The following is a 16,102-nucleotide window of genomic DNA, read 5'->3' on the forward strand; positions in this document are numbered from 1 at the left end:
AAGGGATGCTGGACGAACAACAGGGGAGCACGGACGGTGCCGACGGCGAACTGACCGTCCCCATGGCGTGGTTGTACGCCGAGTACATCGCCGACGAGCTGCTGCGGACCGGCGATCTGATGCCGCCGACGTCCTTCGAGTTCCGCGCCGGGCGCGATGCCCTGGCGCTCACCATTTTCCTCTCCGACACCGACGGGGAGCTGTCCGGCATCCGGGTCGTCACCCAGCTGGAGACCTGGCTGTCGCTGACCGCGTACGACCAGCCGTGGCAGGAGTGGGTGCGCCGGCGGCTGGCCGAGCTCACCGTCGGCGCCGCACGCGCGGGCCGGCCCGCACCGGACCTGGACCTCGCCGAGGAAGCCTGGCGCTGGCTGCAGGAGACGGAACTGCTCGCACCCGACCTGAACGCGGTGCCGGGGGGCGCTCCGGTGATCGGGGAGGACGAGGGGCCGAAGGTCTGGACGCCCGCCTGGCAGCTCGGACTGCCGCTCGGACACCTCGCGATCCATCTTTTCTAGATTTCCGCGGCCCCGGACCAATCCGGGGGCCGGAGGGCTCCGAATCCTTTGGTTGCGATTGTGTCACCGGCTTGAGTGATTCCGCCGCCTGGTCCGTACCGGTGGGAGCAAGGAGTAACCCCACCCGCACCCAACGGCACGAGGATTCGGCATGAGGTCCCTGGAGAGGCATCGCGACGTCGCGGCCTACGCGCTCGGCGTGCTGGACGAGGCGGAGGCCTTCCGCTTCGAGGACCACCTCATGGAGTGCCCTCGGTGCGCTGCAGAGGTGACGGAATTCGGCCCGACCACACGGCAGTTGATGCTGTACCGGCGGGCGACGCCACGGTTCGTGCACCCGATGGCGCAGCCCGGGCCGCGCATGCTGGACGGGCTGCTGGCCGAGGTGGCGACCCGGCGCCGAGCCGGACGCCGGCGCCTGATGTTCGCCCTCGCCGCCTCGGTGGTCTTCGCGGCGTCGGTACCCGGCATCGCGATGATGGCCGAGGGCAGCGCCGAAGAGCGCCGGACGGTCGCCGCGACGGACGCGCGCACGGGGGTGTGGGCGCAGGTCACGACGGAGGACGAGGCCTCGGGCAGCCAGGTCGAGCTGAAGGTGAAGAACGTCTCTGGCGCGCGCCCCTGCCACCTGGTGATCGTGGGCCACGACGGCACCGAGGAGACCGCCACCAGCTGGCACGGGCCCGGCCGCGACGAGCCCGACCCGATGATGGCCAGTTCCTCCATGCATCCGGAGGACATCGCCCGCTACGAGATCCGCTCGGCGTCCGGCGAGGTCCTGTGGAGTCTCCGGCCGAGCTGACCATCCGTCCGCCCCCGCCGTCGGGCGCGGCCCGGTGTGAGACTGCCGGACGTCCGGGCGATGGCGGCGGGTGAGCCGGCACCCGGGGCACTGCGGCGGCTCATCCGTTCCCTCCTCGGCTCGCCCACCAGCCCGCTGCGGGACGAGGCCACCGTCCTGATGGCCGAGTGGACACCGCCGCCCCGGTGACCTGCGCCGGGGTCACTTCAGCAGGCGGGACATCCTGCGGTCCGCGAGTGGCTTGCCGCCCGTCTGGCAGGTCGGGCAGTACTGGAGGGAGGAGTCGCTGAAGGACACCTCGCGCACGGTGTCCGCGCACACCGGGCAGGGCTCGCCGGTGCGGCCGTGGACACGCAGTCCGCTCTTCTTCTCGGCCTTCAGCCGCCCGGCCGCCACGCCCCGGGAGCGTTCGACGGCCTCGGTGAGCGTGTCGCGCAGGGCCGTGTACAGCCGCCCGGTCTCCTCCTCGCTCAAGGAGGCCGCCAGTTTGAAGGGCGACATCTTCGCCGCGTGCAGGATCTCGTCGCTGTAGGCGTTGCCCACGCCCGCGATCAGGCTCTGGTCCCGCAGCGCACCCTTGAGCTGCCGCCGTTCACCGGCCAGCAGTTCCGCGAGGCGCCGCTCGTCGAAGTCGTCGGCGAGCGGGTCCGGACCGAGCCGGGCCACGCCCGGGACCTCCTGCGGGTCGCCCACGACGTACACCGCCAGCCGCTTCTGGGTGCCGGCCTCCGTGAGGTCGAACCCGGCGCCGGTCTCCAGGGCCACGCGCAGCGCGAGAGGCCCCTTGCCGGGGCGGGGCGGCCCGTCGGGCAGTCGGTCCTTCCAGTGCAGCCAGCCCGCGCGGGCCAGGTGCGTCACCAGGTGCGGGCCGCCCGCGGTCCGCAGATCGAGGAACTTGCCGTACCGGCGTACGGCGGTGACCTCGTGGCCCTCCAGCGCGGACAGGGGCGGTTCGTACGTCTTCAGGACGCTGATCGCGACGGGCAGGACCCGTACGATCTCGTGGCCGACGAGGTGCTCGGTCAGGAAGTCCTTGAGCGCCTCGACCTCGGGGAGTTCCGGCATAGGTCCAGAGTGCCACGTGGGATCAGTCGTGGTCGGGCACCACGAACTCGCACCACACGGCCTTGCCGCCGCCGCGGGCCTCCACGCCCCACACGTCGGTGAGCAGCTCCACCAGCAGCAGGCCCCGTCCGGAGACGCCCGACTCGCCCGCTTCACGGCGGCGCGGCAGGGCGCTGGAGGAGTCCTCGACCTCGACGCGCAGCCGGCGCTGGGAGCCGGTGAAGGTCCGCAGGGTGACGACCGCGGAGCCCTCGGTGTGCATCAGGGCGTTGGTGATCAGCTCGTCGGCGACCAGTTCGATCTCGTCGGCGCGGTCCTCCGCTCCCCAGGCGGCGACCGCGGTGCGGATCATGTGGCGGGCCCCGGTCAGGGCCGCCGGGTCGCCGGGGGCGACGTGCTGCTGGAGCCGGCGGCCGGACTGCGGGTTGTCGGGGCCGCGCCGGCGCAGCAGGAGCAGCGCCACGTCGTCGTCGCCACCGCGCTCGGCGGCCACGTCGATGAGCCGGTCGGCGAGGTCCCGTACGTCGTCGGGCCCGGTGTGGACGAGCGCGGTCAGGGTGCGCATGCCGTCGTCGAGGTCGGCGCCGGGCTGCTCCACCAGGCCGTCGGTGCACAGCAGCAGAGTCTCGCCGGGGTCGAGCTCAATGGTGCCCACCGGGTACTCGAGGCGGCCGAACTCGGCGGACAGCCCGAGCGGCAGCCCGCCCGGCACGGTGACGCGGCGGCAGGAGCCGTCGGTGTGGCGGACCAGCGGATCGATGTGGCCGGCGCGGACCATCTGGAGCACGCCCGTGGACAGGTCCGCCTCGGCGTACAGGCAGGTCGCAGAACGGTCGGTGTCGAGTTCGTGCAGGAAGACGGAGGCCCGCGCCATCACGGTCGCCGGGGGGTGCCCCTCGGCGGCGTAGGCACGCAGCACGATGCGCAGCTGGCCCATGACCGCGGCGGCGTGGGTGTCGTGGCCCTGGACGTCGCCGATGACGGCGCCGACCCGGCCGCCGGGCAGCGGGATCAGGTCGTACCAGTCGCCGCCGATGTCCCGGCCGACGGAGCCGCCGAGGGTGGCGGCGCGGTAGCGGACGGCCACGTCGGCGCCGGGCACGCTCGGGATGGTCCGGGGCAGCATGGCCTGCTGGAGGCCCTGCGCGAGGTCCATCTCCTGCTCGAAGAACATGGCCCGCTGCAGGCTCTGCGCGATGCTGCTGCCGAGGGCGACGAGGATGTTGCGTTCCTCGGACGTGAAGCCGTACCGGTCGCTGTAGAGCAGGCCCATCGCGCCGATCGGCCGGGCCTGGACGATGAGGGGCAGATAGGCGGCCGAGGTGATGTCGAGGTCGGTGATGTGCGGCCACAGGAGCGGGTAGCGCTCGGCGAACTCCTGCGGTGACTCGATGAAGCACGGGCCGAGGGTCCGTACGACCTCGCTCATCGGGTAGGGCTCGTCGATCCGCGTGACGCGGGTGCCGGGCACGAAGCTGTCCGCGGGGCCCTCGGCGACCAGGCGGATGCGGCCGGCCTCGACCAGACCCATGACGAGGCTGGTGGCGCCCAGGTGGACGAGGCCGTGGGTGTCCTTGAGGACGTCGATGACGTCCTGGACGGTGCGGGCGTGGGCGAGGGCGGCCGTGGTCAGTTCGACGACACTGGTCTGCTCCCGCCGTGCCTCGTCCTGGGCGGCCTGGTCGCGGCGGGCGTCGCGCTCGCCGAGCTCCTGGGTGGCGTCCCGGACGATGCCGATGATGCGGCGGGGGCGTCCGGTGTCGTCGCGCCGGATGTAGCCCTGGGTGCGGGTCCAGCGCAGCGTCCCGTCGCGGCGGCGGATGCGGAAGTAGGCGCCGTAGTTCTCGCTGCCGTCCTTCAGGGCCTGGGAGACCGCGGTGTCCAGGCGGCGGGCCTCTCCGGGCGGGACGCGCTTGGCCAGGGTCTCGGGGCGGTCGTCGTACTCGTCGGGGCGCACGTCGAAGAGTTCGTGGGCCTGGGCGTCCATCTGCATCAGGCCGGTGTCGAGATCCCAGTCGAAGCTGCCCATCCGGTTGAGCGCGAGGATCGGGTCCGGGTGGGCGGGCCAGTCGTCCGGGAGGGACAGGGCGCTCGCTCCCCGATCAGCCATGGGCCCACCTTGCCAGGATTCGTCCGATTCTTCGACTGGATGTGCTGAGTCTACGAGCCGCTCCGCCGGTCCGTCGCTCAGTCGGTGAAGACGTCCGTGGGACCTCCGGGGATGCCGTCGGCGGCCCGGTCGTCGGGGATCAGCCCGGCTCCGTCGGGCGGATCGGGGGTGTCCGGGACCGCGTCGGGGCCGGCCTCCTCGGGACCGCCGGGATCCTCCGGGTCGGCGGGCCCCTCGGGAGGCGGGGCGGTCTCGTCGGCCGACGGCACGGCCGGGTCCGCAGCCGTGTCCGGGGCCGGATCCGTGCCCCGAAGACTCGTGTCGGCCGGGGCGTCCCGGGGGGATGCGGTGCCCGGGTCCGGCTCCGGGGGGACGGGAGGCCGGAGCACGGGTGGAGGCGGCGCCCGCGGCGGCTCCGGTCGTGTCCTCGACCAGACCGGTGGCGGCAGGGCCCGGTCGTGGCGGACGTCGTGGCCGGTACGGCGTTCGATCCAGATCCGCCCGGTGAGGTCGATGATCGTGAAGTCCGCGAGGAGCCGCGGGGCGGGCGTCACGACGATCACCTCACCGGGCCGGTAGCCGAGCCAGGGGGCGCCCCTCGTCACCGGCGTGCCACGCAGAGCCGTCGGCGGGCGGAGCGGGTTGCCGCAGGCGCAGCGCACCCGCGGTACACCCCGGTCGTCGACCAGGACGGCGGTACCGGCCTGGAGGACGGACTGCCGGCGGGTGAGACGTCCGGCCCGGAAGCCGTGGCCCGTGACGCGGGTGTCGGCGCGCAGCACGACCGGGGTCAGCGCGCGCACGTAGTCGGGCACGGACGCCGAGGGGACGCCCGCGACCCGGGCGAAGACACGGCCCCTGGCGCGGTCGCGGGTGAGGTGGCCGATCTGCCGTCCGATGTCACAGCTGCCCGTCCGCTCGGCGCCGGCGTACAGGCCGGGCGTTCCGCCGGAGAGGGAGCGCGGGCCGCTGCGGGCGGCCACCGCCCGGTCCGTACCCCTCGGCGTTCGTGGGGCGGGGGACGGGGTAGCCGCCGTGAGGGCCGTGGAGTCCGTGAAGGGGTCGGGTCCCGGGGCGGCGGCCGGCTGGAGGAGGAGTTCTTCCCGGGGGCCCGCCTCGTCGCCGTGTCCGGTGGTGTCGCCGCCGCAGCCCGAGAGGAGGAGCGCCACGAAGAGCACGCAGGCCAGGAGGAGGGTCCCGGTGGGTGTCCGCACCTCGTCCTCCCGCTCACCTCGGCCCTTTCGGGCACTGCGTCACTATTGTTTGCTTCGCTCACTCGAGTTACGCAACCGGAGCATCCGCACACCCAGCGTGATGCTCGGGTCCGGCAGTCGCGCAGAGAGAAGGGCCGCACGGCCGTGGAGTGGTTCACCGCATCCGACTACTGGCTGACCCGCCTGGTGTTCCAGCGGGCGCTGGCCGCCGTCTACCTGGTTGCGTTCTTGACGGCGGCCCTTCAGTTCCGCGCGCTGATCGGGCGGCGCGGCATGCTGCCGGTGCCGCGGTTCGTCGAGCGGGTGCCGTTCAAGCGGGCGCCGAGCCTGTTCCAGCTGCACTACTCGGATCGGTTCTTCGCTGCCTGCTCCTGGACGGGCTGCGCCGTGTCGGCGGCACTGCTGGCCGGGGTGGACTCCACTCTGCCGCTGTGGGGCGGCATGCTGCTGTGGCTGGTGCCGTGGCTGCTGTACCTGTCGATCGTCAACGTCGGGCAGACCTGGTACTCGTTCGGCTGGGAGTCGCTGCTGCTGGAGGTCGGCTTCCTCGCCGTGTTCCTCGGCAACGACGAGGTGGCGCCGCCCGTCGTGGTGCTGTTCCTGCTGCGGTGGATCCTGTTCCGCGTGGAGTTCGGCGCGGGGCTGATCAAGATGCGCGGCGACGCGTGCTGGCGGAAGCTCACCTGTCTGGACCACCATCACGAGACGCAGCCGATGCCCGGCCCGCTCAGCTGGTTCTTCCACCATCTGCCGAAGCCGCTGCACCGCGTCGAGGTGGCCGCGAACCACGTCACCCAGCTCGTGGTGCCGTTCGCCCTGTTCACCCCGCAGCCCGTCGCGTCGGTCGCCGCCTCCCTGATGATCGTCACCCAGCTGTGGCTGGTGCTGTCGGGCAACTTCTCCTGGCTGAACTGGATCACGATCGTGCTGGCGCTGTCGGCGGTGCGGTTCCCGGCCGAGCCGCCGGACGTTCCCGGCGCACCGCTCTGGTACGTCGTCGTGGTGTCGGCGGTCGCCACCGGGCTGGCCGGCCTCAGCTACCGGCCGGTCCGCAACATGCTCTCCCGCCGCCAGGTCATGAACCGCTCCTTCGACCCGCTCCATCTCGTCAACACCTACGGGGCGTTCGGCAGCGTGAGCCGGGTCCGCTACGAGGTGGTGGTGGAGGGCACGGCGGACGACGTACCGCGTGCCGAATCGGATTGGCGGGAGTACGAGTTCAAGGGCAAGCCGGGCGATCCGCGGCGCTGGCCGCGGCAGTTCGCGCCCTACCATCTGCGGCTCGACTGGCTGATGTGGTTCGCGGCCCTGTCCCCCGCCTACGCCGAGCCCTGGTTCGGGGCGCTGGTGGAGCGGCTGCTGGAAAACGACCGGGACACCCTGAGGCTGTTGCGCCGCTCGCCGTTCCCGCCGGACGAGCCCCCGCGGTACGTGCGCGCCCGCCTGTTCCGCTACCGCTACACGACGTGGCGCGAGCTGCGGGAGACGGGCGCGTGCTGGGAGCGGACGTACGTGCGGCAGTTCCTGCCGCCGACGCGGCTGGCGGGTCCGGTTCAGAGGTCGTAGACGCGGGTGGCCGTGGTCTCCATGATCTGCGCGTGGTCGCGCGGGTCGGTCAGCCGGCGGGTGAGGTCCGGGGTGTCGTCGTAGGGAATCGCGAGGGTGGACACCGGCCAGTCCGAGCCGTGCATCAGCCGCTCGGGACCGAAGGCCTCCAGGGCCACGTCGGCGTAGGGGCGCAGATCCTCGACGGTCCAGGCGGCGAGGTCGGCCTCGGTGACCAGACCGGACAGCTTGGCGACCGTGTTCGGCAGGGCGGCGAGGGCCCGCAGGCCGGACGCCCAGGGTTCGAGCGCACCGGAGGCGATGGGGGGTTTGCCGAGGTGGTCGAGGACGAAGGTGAGGCCGGGCAGGTCTCCGGCGGCCCTGACGCATGCGGGCAGGTGATGCGGCAGCACCACCAGGTCGTAGACGAGTCCGGCGTCGGCGACGGCGGCCAGTCCGCGGCGTACGTCCCGGCGCAGCAGCCACTCGGGGTCGGGTTCGCCCTGGACCTGGTGGCGGATGCCCTTGAGGTACCGGCCGCCGGGGAGGGCGCGCAGGCGGGCGAGTTCGTCGGCGACGTCGGGGCGGGTGAGGTCGGTCCAGCCGACCACTCCGGCGATCAGGTCGTGCCGGTCGGCCAGAGCCAGGAACTCCGGGGTCTCCTCGGCCACGGTGACGGTCTGCACGAGGACGGTGCGGCCCACTCCGGCGGCCCTCGCCTCCGGTTCGAGGTGCTCCATGGTGAAGTCGCGCCGGAGCGGCGCGAGTTGAGGGCCAGTGATCCAGTCCTGGTCCCGGACGGACAGGTCCCACACGTGGTGGTGGGCGTCGACCACGGTCATGACGGCAGTTCCCAGACCACGGGCAGACCGGCGTCCGCGCCTTCGCCGGAGTAGTCGTGCACGACGTCCAGCAGTTCGGCCATGCGGGCCTGCCAGGCGACGTTGACCGGCAGCTTCTCCAGTTCGGCGAGGAGGCGGGCGTAGTCCTCGCACTCCAGGAGATGGAACAGGTCGGTGTTGCTGCGCCAGATCGTCCAGGAGGTGGCGCCGGCCGCGCGGATGGCGTCGGTGAGTTCCTCGGGGACCTCGCGGTGGGCCGCCTCGTACTGGTCGATGCGGTCGGCGCGGACCTTGGTGTGCAGGGCGACTCTCATCACGGCTCCTTCGGCGCGTCGGCGGGGACGGGTGCGTCGGCGGGCAGCAGGCCCTTGGCGCGCAGGTCCTGCCAGAAGGCGGCGGGCACCCGGGCGGCGAACTGGTGGGCGCAGTCGCGGACTTCGTGGGCCGAGCGGGCTCCGACCAGGACGCTCGCCACGGCCGGGTGGGCGGAGCAGAAGGCCAGGGCTGCGGCGCGCAGGGTGGTTCCGTGGCGGTCGGCGGCGGACTTCAGACGCAGGGCGCGCTCGACCAGTTCGGAGGGGGCGACGGTGTAGTTGTACCTCGCCCCGGGCTCGGGCCTGGCCAGCAGACCGGAGTTGAAGGCGCCGCCGATGACGACGGACGTGCCGCGTTCGTGGGCCGCGGGCAGCAGATCGGTGAGGGCGCTCTGGTCGAGCAGGGTGTAGCGGCCGGCGCACAGCACCACGTCCACGTCGGTGTCGTGGACGAAGCGGCTGAGCATCTCCGCCTGGTTCATGCCGGCGCCGATCGCTCCGACCATGCCTTCACAGCGGAGTTTCTCCAGCGCCGGGTAGCCCTCCCGGAAGGCCGCTTCGGCGTGGTCGTCGGGGTCGTGGAGGTAGACGACGTCGACCCGGTCGAGGCCGAGGCGTTCCAGGCTGGCCTCCAGGGTGCGGCGGATGCCGTCAGCGGTGAAGTCCCACACGCGGCGGTGCGTCGCGGGCACGGCGAAGCCGCTCGCCAGGTCGTCACCGGTGCTGTCCGAGGGCTCCAGGCGGCGGCCCACCTTGGTGGAGACGGTGTACCGGTCCCGGGGGTGGTCGCGCAGGGCGGCCCCGAGGCGCCGTTCGGACAGGCCGAGACCGTAGTGCGGGGCGGTGTCGAAGTAGCGGATGCCCCGCTGCCAGGCCGCCTCCACGGCCTCGTGCGCCTGTTCGTCGCCGACCTCGGTGTACAGGTTGCCGATGGCGGCGGCGCCGAAGGACAGGGCGCTGACTTCGACGGCGCTGCGGCCGAGCCGGTTCACCGGGCCACCGGGCGCAGCCGCAGGCCCTGCATGCCGCCGTCGACGGCGAGCGCGGTGCCGGTGGTGGCACCGGACAGCGGGCTCGCCAGGTAGGCGACGGCACCCGCGACCTCGGCCGCCGAGACGAGCCGGCCCGTGGGCTGGCGGGCTTCCAGAGCGGCGCGCTCGGCGGCCGGGTCGGGCGCGGCGTCGAGGAGTCGCCCGACCCACGGGGTGTCGACGGTGCCCGGGTTGACGCAGTTGACGCGGATGCCCTCGCGGACGTGGTCGGCGGCCATGGCGAGGGTGAGGGAGTACACCGCGCCCTTGGTGGCGCTGTACAGGGCGCGCTGCGGCAGGCCGGCGGTGGCGGCGACGGAGCAGGTGTTGACGATCGCGGCGTGTGCGGAGGCGCGCAGGTGCGGCAGGCAGGCGCGGGTGGTGCGGACCATGCCGACGACGTTGACGTCGTAGACGTGGTGCCATACGTCGTCGGAGTTGTCCTCGACGGTGCCCTGGGCGCCGATGCCGGCGTTGTTGACCAGGATGTCGAGGCCGTCGAGGTCGGCGACCGCGGCGGCGACGGCCTCGCGCACGGACGCGTCGTCGGTGACGTCCGCGCGGTGACCGAGCAGCGGCTTGCCGACCGGCGTCGGGTCGAGGTCGAGGACGGCGACGCGGGCGCCGCGCTCGGCCAGCAGCTCGGCGGTGGCCCGGCCGATACCGGAGGCGCCGCCCGTCACCAGGGCCTTCAGGCCCTCGAAGTCGCTCATGCGACCTCCTCCTTCTTCGTCTCATCGAGGTCGGCGGCCCAGAACTCTCCGGCCGGGTAGCCGTACCGCGCCAGCGACTCGGGCCGCATGGCCGCCGAGAAGCCCGGCGCGGTGGGTGCCGTGTAGTGACCTTCGCGGATCACCACCGGGTCGAGGAAGTGGTCGTGCAGATGGTCGACGTATTCGATGACGCGGTTCTCGGTGGTGCCGGTGAGGGCCACGTAGTCGAACATCGACAGGTGCTGGACGAGCTCGCACAGGCCGACGCCCCCGGCGTGCGGGCAGACCGGCACACCGAACTTGGCGGCCAGCAGCAGGATCGCGAGGTTCTCGGGGACGCCGCCGACGCGGGCCGCGTCGATCTGGACGACGTCGAGCGCACCGGCCTGGAGGAGCTGTTTGAATACGATCCGGTTCTGCACGTGTTCGCCGCCGGCGACCTTCACGGGCGCGACGGCCCGGCGGATCGCCGCGTGGCCGAGGATGTCGTCGGGGCTGGTGGGTTCCTCGATCCAGTACGGGTCGAATTCGGCGAGGGCCTTGGTCCAGCGGATCGCCTCGTCGACGTCCCAGCGCTGGTTGGCGTCGACGGCCATGCGGACGTCCGGGCCGATGACCGAACGCGCCACACGGCAGCGGCGGATGTCGTCGTCGAGGTCGGCCCCGACCTTGAGCTTGATCTGCCGGAAGCCGTCGGCGACGGCCCGGGCCGCGAGCCGGGTGAGTTTGTCGTCGTCGTAGCCGAGCCAGCCGGGCGAGGTGGTGTAGGCGGGATAGCCGCGCTCCAGCAGGCGGGCCGTGCGCTCCTCGGCGCCCTGCCGGCCCTGGCGCAAAAGGGTCAGGGCCTCCTCGGGGGTGAGGGCGTCGGTGAGGTAGCGGAAGTCGACCTGGCGCACGATCCACTCGGGCTCGGCCTCGGCGAGCAGCCGCCACAGCGGCAGGCCGGCGCGTTTGGCGGCAAGGTCCCACACGGCGTTGACGACGGCGCCGATCGCCATGTGCATCACGCCCTTCTCGGGTCCGAGCCAGCGCAGCTGGCTGTCGCCGATGAGGTCGCGGTTCAGGGTGGAGGGGTCGGCGCACAGCTCGTCCAGGTCGCGGCCGACCAGATGTCCGCGCAGCGCCTCGATCGCGGCGACCTGTACCTCGTTGCCCCGCCCGATGGTGAAGGCGAATCCGTGCCCCTCGTGCCCGTCGGCCGCGTCCGTGCGCAGGACGACGTAGGCCGCCGAGTAGTCGGGGTCCGGGTTCATCGCGTCGGAGCCGTCGAGCTCGCGCGAGGTGGGGAAGCGGATGTCGTGGGTGTCGACCGCGGTGATGCGGGCGGGCGTCGGGGACACGGAGGGCCTTTCTCGTCGGGTACGGAGGGCGGGCGGGTCAGTCCTGGGCGCGGCCGGTGGTGACCCGGGCGATCATGAGGGCGACCAGGATGATCCCGCCGTAGATGGCCTGGATCCAGAACGACGGGACCTGCGCGAGGGTGAGCAGGTTCTGCACGACACCCAGAAGGAGTACGCCGGTGAGGGCGCCGAACATGGTGCCCTTGCCGCCGTCGAGGGCGATGCCGCCGATCACCGCGGCCGCGAACACCGTGAAGATCATGTTCTGGCCCTGGTTGGCGCTGATCGCGCCGACGTAGCCGGTCTGCATGATGCCGCCGACCGCGGCGAGGACGCCCGCGACGACGAACACGCCGAGCATGACGCGCTCCACGCGGATGCCCGCCGCCCGGGCCGCGTCCGCGTTGCCGCCGATGGCGTACAGGGCGCGTCCGACCCGGTGGTACTTGAGGACCAGGGCGGCGACCGCGAAGGCGGTCGCGGCGAGCCACACCGACAGCGGCACGGTGAGGAAGGTGGTGGTGGCCAGGGAGTGGAAACCGTCGGGCATGCCGAACAGCGTCTTGCCCTTGGTCGCGCCGACCAGCAGACCGCGTAGCACGATCAGCATCGCCAGCGTCACGATGAACGCGTTGAGCTTGAACTTCACGACCAGGACGCCGTTGAGGGCACCGACGGCCGCTCCGGCGACCAGGACCGCCGCCAGCGCCAGGGCGGCGGGGAACTCCGTGCCCCAGCCGGACTGGGCGGCGGGCAGGACGAGCAGCGCTCCGACGGCGGGCGCGATGCCGACGACCGATTCCAGGGACAGGTCGAACTTGCCGGTGATCAGGACGAGCGACTCGGCGAGCACGACCATCGCGAGGGCCGCGGAGGCACCCAGGATCGAGATGAGGTTGCGCTCGGTGAGGAAGGAGTCGTTGACGAGCGCGCCGAGCACCATGAGCAGCAACAGGGCGGGCACGAGGGCGAGTTCGCGGGCCCGGCGCAGCAGCACGGTCCTCGCCGAGCCGGTGCCCGTCCCGCTCACCGGCGTCACCGGCGCGGCCTTGGTGTCAGCCATGGTCCACTCCTTCGATGGAGGCGATGAGCTCGTGGTCGCGCCAGCCCGCCGGGTGCTCGGCGACGACACGGCCGTGGAAGAGGACGAGGACCCGGTCGCAGCGCCTGAGGTCGTCGAGTTCGTCGGAGACGACGAGCACGGCGGTGCCGTCCTCGCGGGCGCTGTCGACGCGGGCGAGCAGGGACTCCTTGGACTTCACGTCGACGCCCGCGGTCGGGTTGACGAGGACCAGGAGGCGGGGGTCGGAGGCGAGGGCCCGGGCCATGACGACCTTCTGCGCGTTGCCGCCGGACAGGTCCGAGACCGGCTGCTCGGGGCCCTCGGCGTGGATGTCGAGCCGCTCGATCAGCTCGGTCGCGACGCCGCGCTTGCGGTCGGTGCCGACGAAGCCGAAGCGGCCGAGCCGCTGCAGAACGCTGAGGGTGGCGTTGTCGCCGATGGACATGCCGAAGACCAGGCCCTGCTCGTGCCGGTCGCGGGGCACGAAGCCGACTCCGGCTCGGAGGGCTCTGCCGACATCGCCGAACGGCAGCGGCGCTCCGTCCAGCCGGGCCGTTCCGGTGGTGGGTGTGTGCAGTCCCGTGAACGTCTCGGCCAGCTCGATCTTGCCGCTGGCGCTGGACCCGGCGAGTCCGACGACCTCCCCGCGCCGGACGGTGAGGTCGACGTTCTCGTACGCCGACGAGCCGAGCCCCCGGACGTCGAGGAGGACGGTGCCCGCGGCCTCGACGGCCTGCTGCCGCCCGGCCCGTTCGGCGATGGTCTCCCCCGCCATGGCCTCCACCAGCGCGTGGCGCGGGAGGTCGGCGACCGGTGCGGTGGTGATCCAGCGGGCGTCGCGCAGCACCGTGACGGTCTGGCAGACCTCGTACACCTCCTGGAGGTGGTGCGAGATGAACAGGAAGGTGACGCCTTGGTCCTGGAGCGCCCGCATGCGGGTGAAGAGGCGTTCGATCTCCCGGTTGTCGAGCTGGGCGGTGGGTTCGTCGAGGACGATGAAGCGGGCGCCGAAGCTCAGCGCCCGGGCGATCTCCACCATCTGCCGGTCCTCGACCTTGAGGTCGGCGGTGCGGGCCCCGGGGTCCACGCGCACGTCCCAGGTGTCGAGGAGCCCGGCCGCCTCGGACTTCAGGCGACGCCAGCTGATGAGGCCCCGGCGCAGCGGCTGGCGGTTGATGAACAGGTTCTCCGCGACGGTCAGTTCGGGGACGACCGTCGGGTGCTGGTAGACGCAGGCAACCTTGCGGCGCCAGGCCTCCCGGTCGGTGAGCGGGGGCGCGGGTTCGCCGTCGAAGCGGACGGTGCCCTCGTCGGGGGCCTGCAGGCCGGTGAGGATGCGGACCAGGGTGGACTTGCCGGCGCCGTTGCGGCCGACGAGGGCGTGTGACGCGCCGGGCAGGACGGTGAGCCGTCCGTCGGCGAGGGCGGTGGTGGGGCCGTAGCGCTTGACGATGTCCCGGGCCTCGGCGAGTGGGCTGCTCATCCGACCGTGTTGCCCCACAGCTCGGGGTCGTCGACGTTGTCCTTGGTGACCAGCGGCGCGGGCAGCTGGTCCTCCAGGATGCCGCTGGGCAGCTCGACGATGGTCGAGTCGTGGTCCGTCGGGCCCGGCTTGAACGTCTTCCCCTGCATCGCCGCCTTGATGTAGTACATGCCGTACTTGGCGTAGGCGTCGGCGGGCTGTGAGACGGTCGCGTCGATCTCGCCCTTGCGGATCGCGTCGAACTCCTGCGGGATGCCGTCGTTGGAGACGATGGCGATGTGGCCCCGCTGCCCGGCCTTCTTCAGCATGCCCTTGGACTTGAGGGTCTGGAGCGTCGGGGCGAGATAGACGCCGCCCGCCTGCAGGTAGATGCCCTTGATGTCGGGATTGGCGTTCAGGAGGGTGTCGAGTTTGGAGGCCGCCGTGTCGGACTCCCACTTGGCGGGGATCTCCAGGACCTTCAGCTTCGGGAAGTTCTTCTTCACGCAGGCGCGGAACGCCTCGGAGCGGTCGCGGCCGTTGACCGAGGCCAGGTCGCCCATGATCTGCACGACCTTGCCGGAGGTGATGTGCTCGCCGAGGTACTGGCAGGCCTTCTCCCCGTACGCCGTGTTGTTCGCCCGGACCACCATGGCGACCTTGCCCTTGTCGGGCGCGACGTCCACGGCGACGACCGGCACGCCCTTGCGCTCGGCCTGGTCGAGTCCCGCCTCGATGGCGGCGCTGTCCAACGGGGCGACGACCAGACCTTCGACGCCCTGGTTGAGCTGGTTGTTGATGTCGGTGATCTGCTGCGAGGGGTCGCTGTTGGAGTTGACGGTCTTCATCGCGTCCACACCCTCGGACTTCGCCATCTTCGGCACGTAGTCGTTGTACGCCTGCCAGAACGGTGAGGTCAGCAGGGGCAGCACCACCCCGACCTTGCCGGTGCCGTCACCGCCTGCGGCCCCTGAGGCGCCGGTGTCCTTGGTGCTGCCGCAGGCGGCGAGCATCAGGGAGATTCCGGCGGCCGCGGCGACCGCGGCGAGGATCCGTGACGTGTTCCGTTTCCACACTGTGCCTCCGGGCATCTCGGGGTGCTCCCATCGACCGGTGTTCCAGCAGATGCCCGCATACTTATCAGACCACTCCCTCGACAGAACACCCTTCGACGACATGTTTACCCACCTTCGGCCCATAGTGGTCCGACCACTTGGCTGGTTAGACTGCGGCGGAGCGCGGTGATCGGAGGAATGGCGTGGACGACGAGACAGCGCCGCAGAAGGGCACCGTGACGCAGCGCGCCATCGAGCGGATCAAAGCGATGATCGGCGAGGGCCGGCTGGAACCGGGCCAGCGGTTGCCGACCGAGCGCGATCTGGCCGCCCAGCTCGGCATGTCCCGCAGCTCGATGCGGGAGGCGATCCGCGCGCTCACGGTCCTGGGTGTGCTGGAGGCCCGGCACGGCTCGGGCATCTACGTCACCCAGCTGGAGGCCGGCGATCTGCTGGAGACCTTCGGTGTCGTGGCGGACCTGTCGCGCGGCCCGCAACTGGTGGAGCTGCTGGAGATCCGGCGCATCCTGGAGTCGACGGCGACGGCGCTGGCCGCCGCGCGGATCACCGCGGACCAGCTGGCCGAGGTGGAGAAGCACCTGGCGGCGATGAACGCCACGGACGATCCCGAGGAGATCCTCGCCCACGATCTGGCCTTCCACCGGGAGATCGCGGTGGCCGCGGGCAACGAGACGATGGCCGCGATCCTGGAGGGCCTGTCGTCGCGGACGTTCCGCGCCCGCGTCTGGCGCGGCTACCAGGAGGAGGGCGCCTTCGCCCGCACCCGCCGCGAGCACGCCGCGATCCACCGGGCCCTGGCCGCCCACGACCCGGAGGCGGCCCGGGCAGCGGCGGCCGCGCACGTGGGCGAGGTGGAGCACTGGCTGCGGGCGCAGCTCGAGCCCTAGGTCAGGCCCAGGGCCCGGCACCCCCCCGCTACGTGAACGGAGCGGGCCGGTAGCCGCCCGCCGGCTGTTCGAGTAGGACGTTCAGCCGGTTCGCGGTGCTCATGAAAGCGATCAGGGTCA

16 protein-coding genes are annotated in these 16,102 nt (G+C 72.1%); 5 read left to right on the forward strand and 11 right to left on the reverse strand.

The annotated features are described in order from the left end of the window. Positions 1 to 5: 5 nt before the first annotated feature. The 3 genes from ACIQHQ_RS20675 (at position 6) to ACIQHQ_RS20685 (ending at position 1,509) form a co-directional block, all read left to right on the forward strand. Positions 6 to 518: a hypothetical protein gene (locus ACIQHQ_RS20675; RefSeq protein WP_402613343.1), complete on the forward strand. Its 513-nt coding sequence runs from the start codon at positions 6 to 8 to the stop codon at positions 516 to 518. A 151-nt stretch (positions 519 to 669) separates the two neighbouring features. Further along, complete coding sequence (locus ACIQHQ_RS20680; RefSeq protein WP_402613344.1) at positions 670 to 1,320, forward strand: zf-HC2 domain-containing protein; 651 nt, start codon at positions 670 to 672, stop codon at positions 1,318 to 1,320. 36 nt (positions 1,321 to 1,356) lie between these two features. Then, positions 1,357 to 1,509: a hypothetical protein gene (locus tag ACIQHQ_RS20685; protein ID WP_402613345.1), complete on the forward strand. Its 153-nt coding sequence runs from the start codon at positions 1,357 to 1,359 to the stop codon at positions 1,507 to 1,509. A 12-nt stretch (positions 1,510 to 1,521) separates the two neighbouring features. On the opposite strand, the gene ACIQHQ_RS20690 is transcribed toward ACIQHQ_RS20685, so the two are convergent. The 3 genes from ACIQHQ_RS20690 to ACIQHQ_RS20700 form a co-directional block, all read right to left on the reverse strand. After that, complete coding sequence (locus tag ACIQHQ_RS20690) at positions 1,522 to 2,385, reverse strand: Fpg/Nei family DNA glycosylase (RefSeq protein ID WP_402613346.1); 864 nt, start codon at positions 2,383 to 2,385, stop codon at positions 1,522 to 1,524. A 22-nt stretch (positions 2,386 to 2,407) separates the two neighbouring features. Then, the gene (locus ACIQHQ_RS20695; protein WP_402613347.1) at positions 2,408 to 4,495 is read right to left on the reverse strand and encodes a SpoIIE family protein phosphatase; all 2,088 of its coding nucleotides are present in this window, start codon (positions 4,493 to 4,495) and stop codon (positions 2,408 to 2,410) included. A gap of 77 nt (positions 4,496 to 4,572) precedes the next feature. Then, the gene (locus tag ACIQHQ_RS20700; protein ID WP_402613348.1) at positions 4,573 to 5,709 is read right to left on the reverse strand and encodes a DUF6777 domain-containing protein; all 1,137 of its coding nucleotides are present in this window, start codon (positions 5,707 to 5,709) and stop codon (positions 4,573 to 4,575) included. 144 nt (positions 5,710 to 5,853) lie between these two features. On the opposite strand from ACIQHQ_RS20700, the gene ACIQHQ_RS20705 reads away from it, so the two are divergent. Continuing rightward, positions 5,854 to 7,275, forward strand: a complete 1,422-nt coding sequence (locus tag ACIQHQ_RS20705) for a lipase maturation factor family protein (RefSeq protein WP_402613349.1) — start codon at positions 5,854 to 5,856, stop codon at positions 7,273 to 7,275. Here the strand turns inward: ACIQHQ_RS20705 and ACIQHQ_RS20710 are convergent. Genes ACIQHQ_RS20710 through ACIQHQ_RS20745 form a run of 8 tightly spaced genes read right to left on the reverse strand, consistent with a single transcriptional unit; the run spans position 7,263 to position 15,110 of the window. Continuing rightward, positions 7,263 to 8,096, reverse strand: a complete 834-nt coding sequence (locus ACIQHQ_RS20710) for an amidohydrolase family protein (RefSeq protein WP_402613350.1) — start codon at positions 8,094 to 8,096, stop codon at positions 7,263 to 7,265. The two genes, ACIQHQ_RS20705 and ACIQHQ_RS20710, sit on opposite strands and share 13 nt — an antisense overlap. Then, a complete protein-coding gene (locus ACIQHQ_RS20715; RefSeq protein ID WP_402613351.1) occupies positions 8,093 to 8,410 on the reverse strand; it encodes an L-rhamnose mutarotase in 318 nt (105 codons plus the stop codon). Before ACIQHQ_RS20715 ends, ACIQHQ_RS20710 begins: the two co-directional genes overlap by 4 nt. After that, positions 8,410 to 9,402, reverse strand: coding sequence for an aldo/keto reductase (locus tag ACIQHQ_RS20720; RefSeq protein ID WP_402613352.1), 993 nt, complete (start codon positions 9,400 to 9,402; stop codon positions 8,410 to 8,412). The genes ACIQHQ_RS20715 and ACIQHQ_RS20720 overlap by 1 nt, the downstream gene beginning before the upstream one ends. Then, complete coding sequence (locus ACIQHQ_RS20725) at positions 9,399 to 10,154, reverse strand: SDR family NAD(P)-dependent oxidoreductase (protein ID WP_402613353.1); 756 nt, start codon at positions 10,152 to 10,154, stop codon at positions 9,399 to 9,401. Before ACIQHQ_RS20725 ends, ACIQHQ_RS20720 begins: the two co-directional genes overlap by 4 nt. Continuing rightward, positions 10,151 to 11,494: an L-fuconate dehydratase gene (locus ACIQHQ_RS20730; protein WP_402613354.1), complete on the reverse strand. Its 1,344-nt coding sequence runs from the start codon at positions 11,492 to 11,494 to the stop codon at positions 10,151 to 10,153. The genes ACIQHQ_RS20725 and ACIQHQ_RS20730 overlap by 4 nt, the downstream gene beginning before the upstream one ends. Before the next feature lie 37 nt (positions 11,495 to 11,531). Beyond that, complete coding sequence (locus tag ACIQHQ_RS20735; RefSeq protein WP_402613355.1) at positions 11,532 to 12,557, reverse strand: ABC transporter permease; 1,026 nt, start codon at positions 12,555 to 12,557, stop codon at positions 11,532 to 11,534. Next, positions 12,550 to 14,040: a sugar ABC transporter ATP-binding protein gene (locus ACIQHQ_RS20740; protein WP_402613356.1), complete on the reverse strand. Its 1,491-nt coding sequence runs from the start codon at positions 14,038 to 14,040 to the stop codon at positions 12,550 to 12,552. The genes ACIQHQ_RS20735 and ACIQHQ_RS20740 overlap by 8 nt, the downstream gene beginning before the upstream one ends. Further along, positions 14,037 to 15,110: a sugar ABC transporter substrate-binding protein gene (locus ACIQHQ_RS20745; RefSeq protein WP_402613357.1), complete on the reverse strand. Its 1,074-nt coding sequence runs from the start codon at positions 15,108 to 15,110 to the stop codon at positions 14,037 to 14,039. The genes ACIQHQ_RS20740 and ACIQHQ_RS20745 overlap by 4 nt, the downstream gene beginning before the upstream one ends. A gap of 167 nt (positions 15,111 to 15,277) precedes the next feature. On the opposite strand from ACIQHQ_RS20745, the gene ACIQHQ_RS20750 reads away from it, so the two are divergent. Then, positions 15,278 to 15,982, forward strand: a complete 705-nt coding sequence (locus tag ACIQHQ_RS20750) for a FadR/GntR family transcriptional regulator (RefSeq protein WP_402613358.1) — start codon at positions 15,278 to 15,280, stop codon at positions 15,980 to 15,982. The last annotated feature ends 120 nt before the right edge of the window (positions 15,983 to 16,102 follow it).

Source organism: Streptomyces sp. NPDC092370, from assembly GCF_044755265.1.
GTDB lineage: Bacteria > Actinomycetota > Actinomycetes > Streptomycetales > Streptomycetaceae > Streptomyces.

Excerpts from the sequence above, each read along its gene's own strand:
- ACIQHQ_RS20675 (WP_402613343.1), top strand. The coding sequence starts at position 6 with ATGCTGGACGAACAACAGGGGAGCACGGACGGTGCCGACGGCGAACTG.
- ACIQHQ_RS20680 (WP_402613344.1), top strand. The coding sequence starts at position 670 with ATGAGGTCCCTGGAGAGGCATCGCGACGTCGCGGCCTACGCGCTCGGC.
- ACIQHQ_RS20690 (WP_402613346.1), bottom strand. The coding sequence starts at position 2,385 with ATGCCGGAACTCCCCGAGGTCGAGGCGCTCAAGGACTTCCTGACCGAG.
- ACIQHQ_RS20695 (WP_402613347.1), bottom strand. The coding sequence starts at position 4,495 with ATGGCTGATCGGGGAGCGAGCGCCCTGTCCCTCCCGGACGACTGGCCC.
- ACIQHQ_RS20710 (WP_402613350.1), bottom strand. The coding sequence starts at position 8,096 with ATGACCGTGGTCGACGCCCACCACCACGTGTGGGACCTGTCCGTCCGG.
- ACIQHQ_RS20715 (WP_402613351.1), bottom strand. The coding sequence starts at position 8,410 with ATGAGAGTCGCCCTGCACACCAAGGTCCGCGCCGACCGCATCGACCAG.
- ACIQHQ_RS20725 (WP_402613353.1), bottom strand. The coding sequence starts at position 10,154 with ATGAGCGACTTCGAGGGCCTGAAGGCCCTGGTGACGGGCGGCGCCTCC.
- ACIQHQ_RS20735 (WP_402613355.1), bottom strand. The coding sequence starts at position 12,557 with ATGGCTGACACCAAGGCCGCGCCGGTGACGCCGGTGAGCGGGACGGGC.
- ACIQHQ_RS20740 (WP_402613356.1), bottom strand. The coding sequence starts at position 14,040 with ATGAGCAGCCCACTCGCCGAGGCCCGGGACATCGTCAAGCGCTACGGC.
- ACIQHQ_RS20745 (WP_402613357.1), bottom strand. The coding sequence starts at position 15,110 with ATGCCCGGAGGCACAGTGTGGAAACGGAACACGTCACGGATCCTCGCC.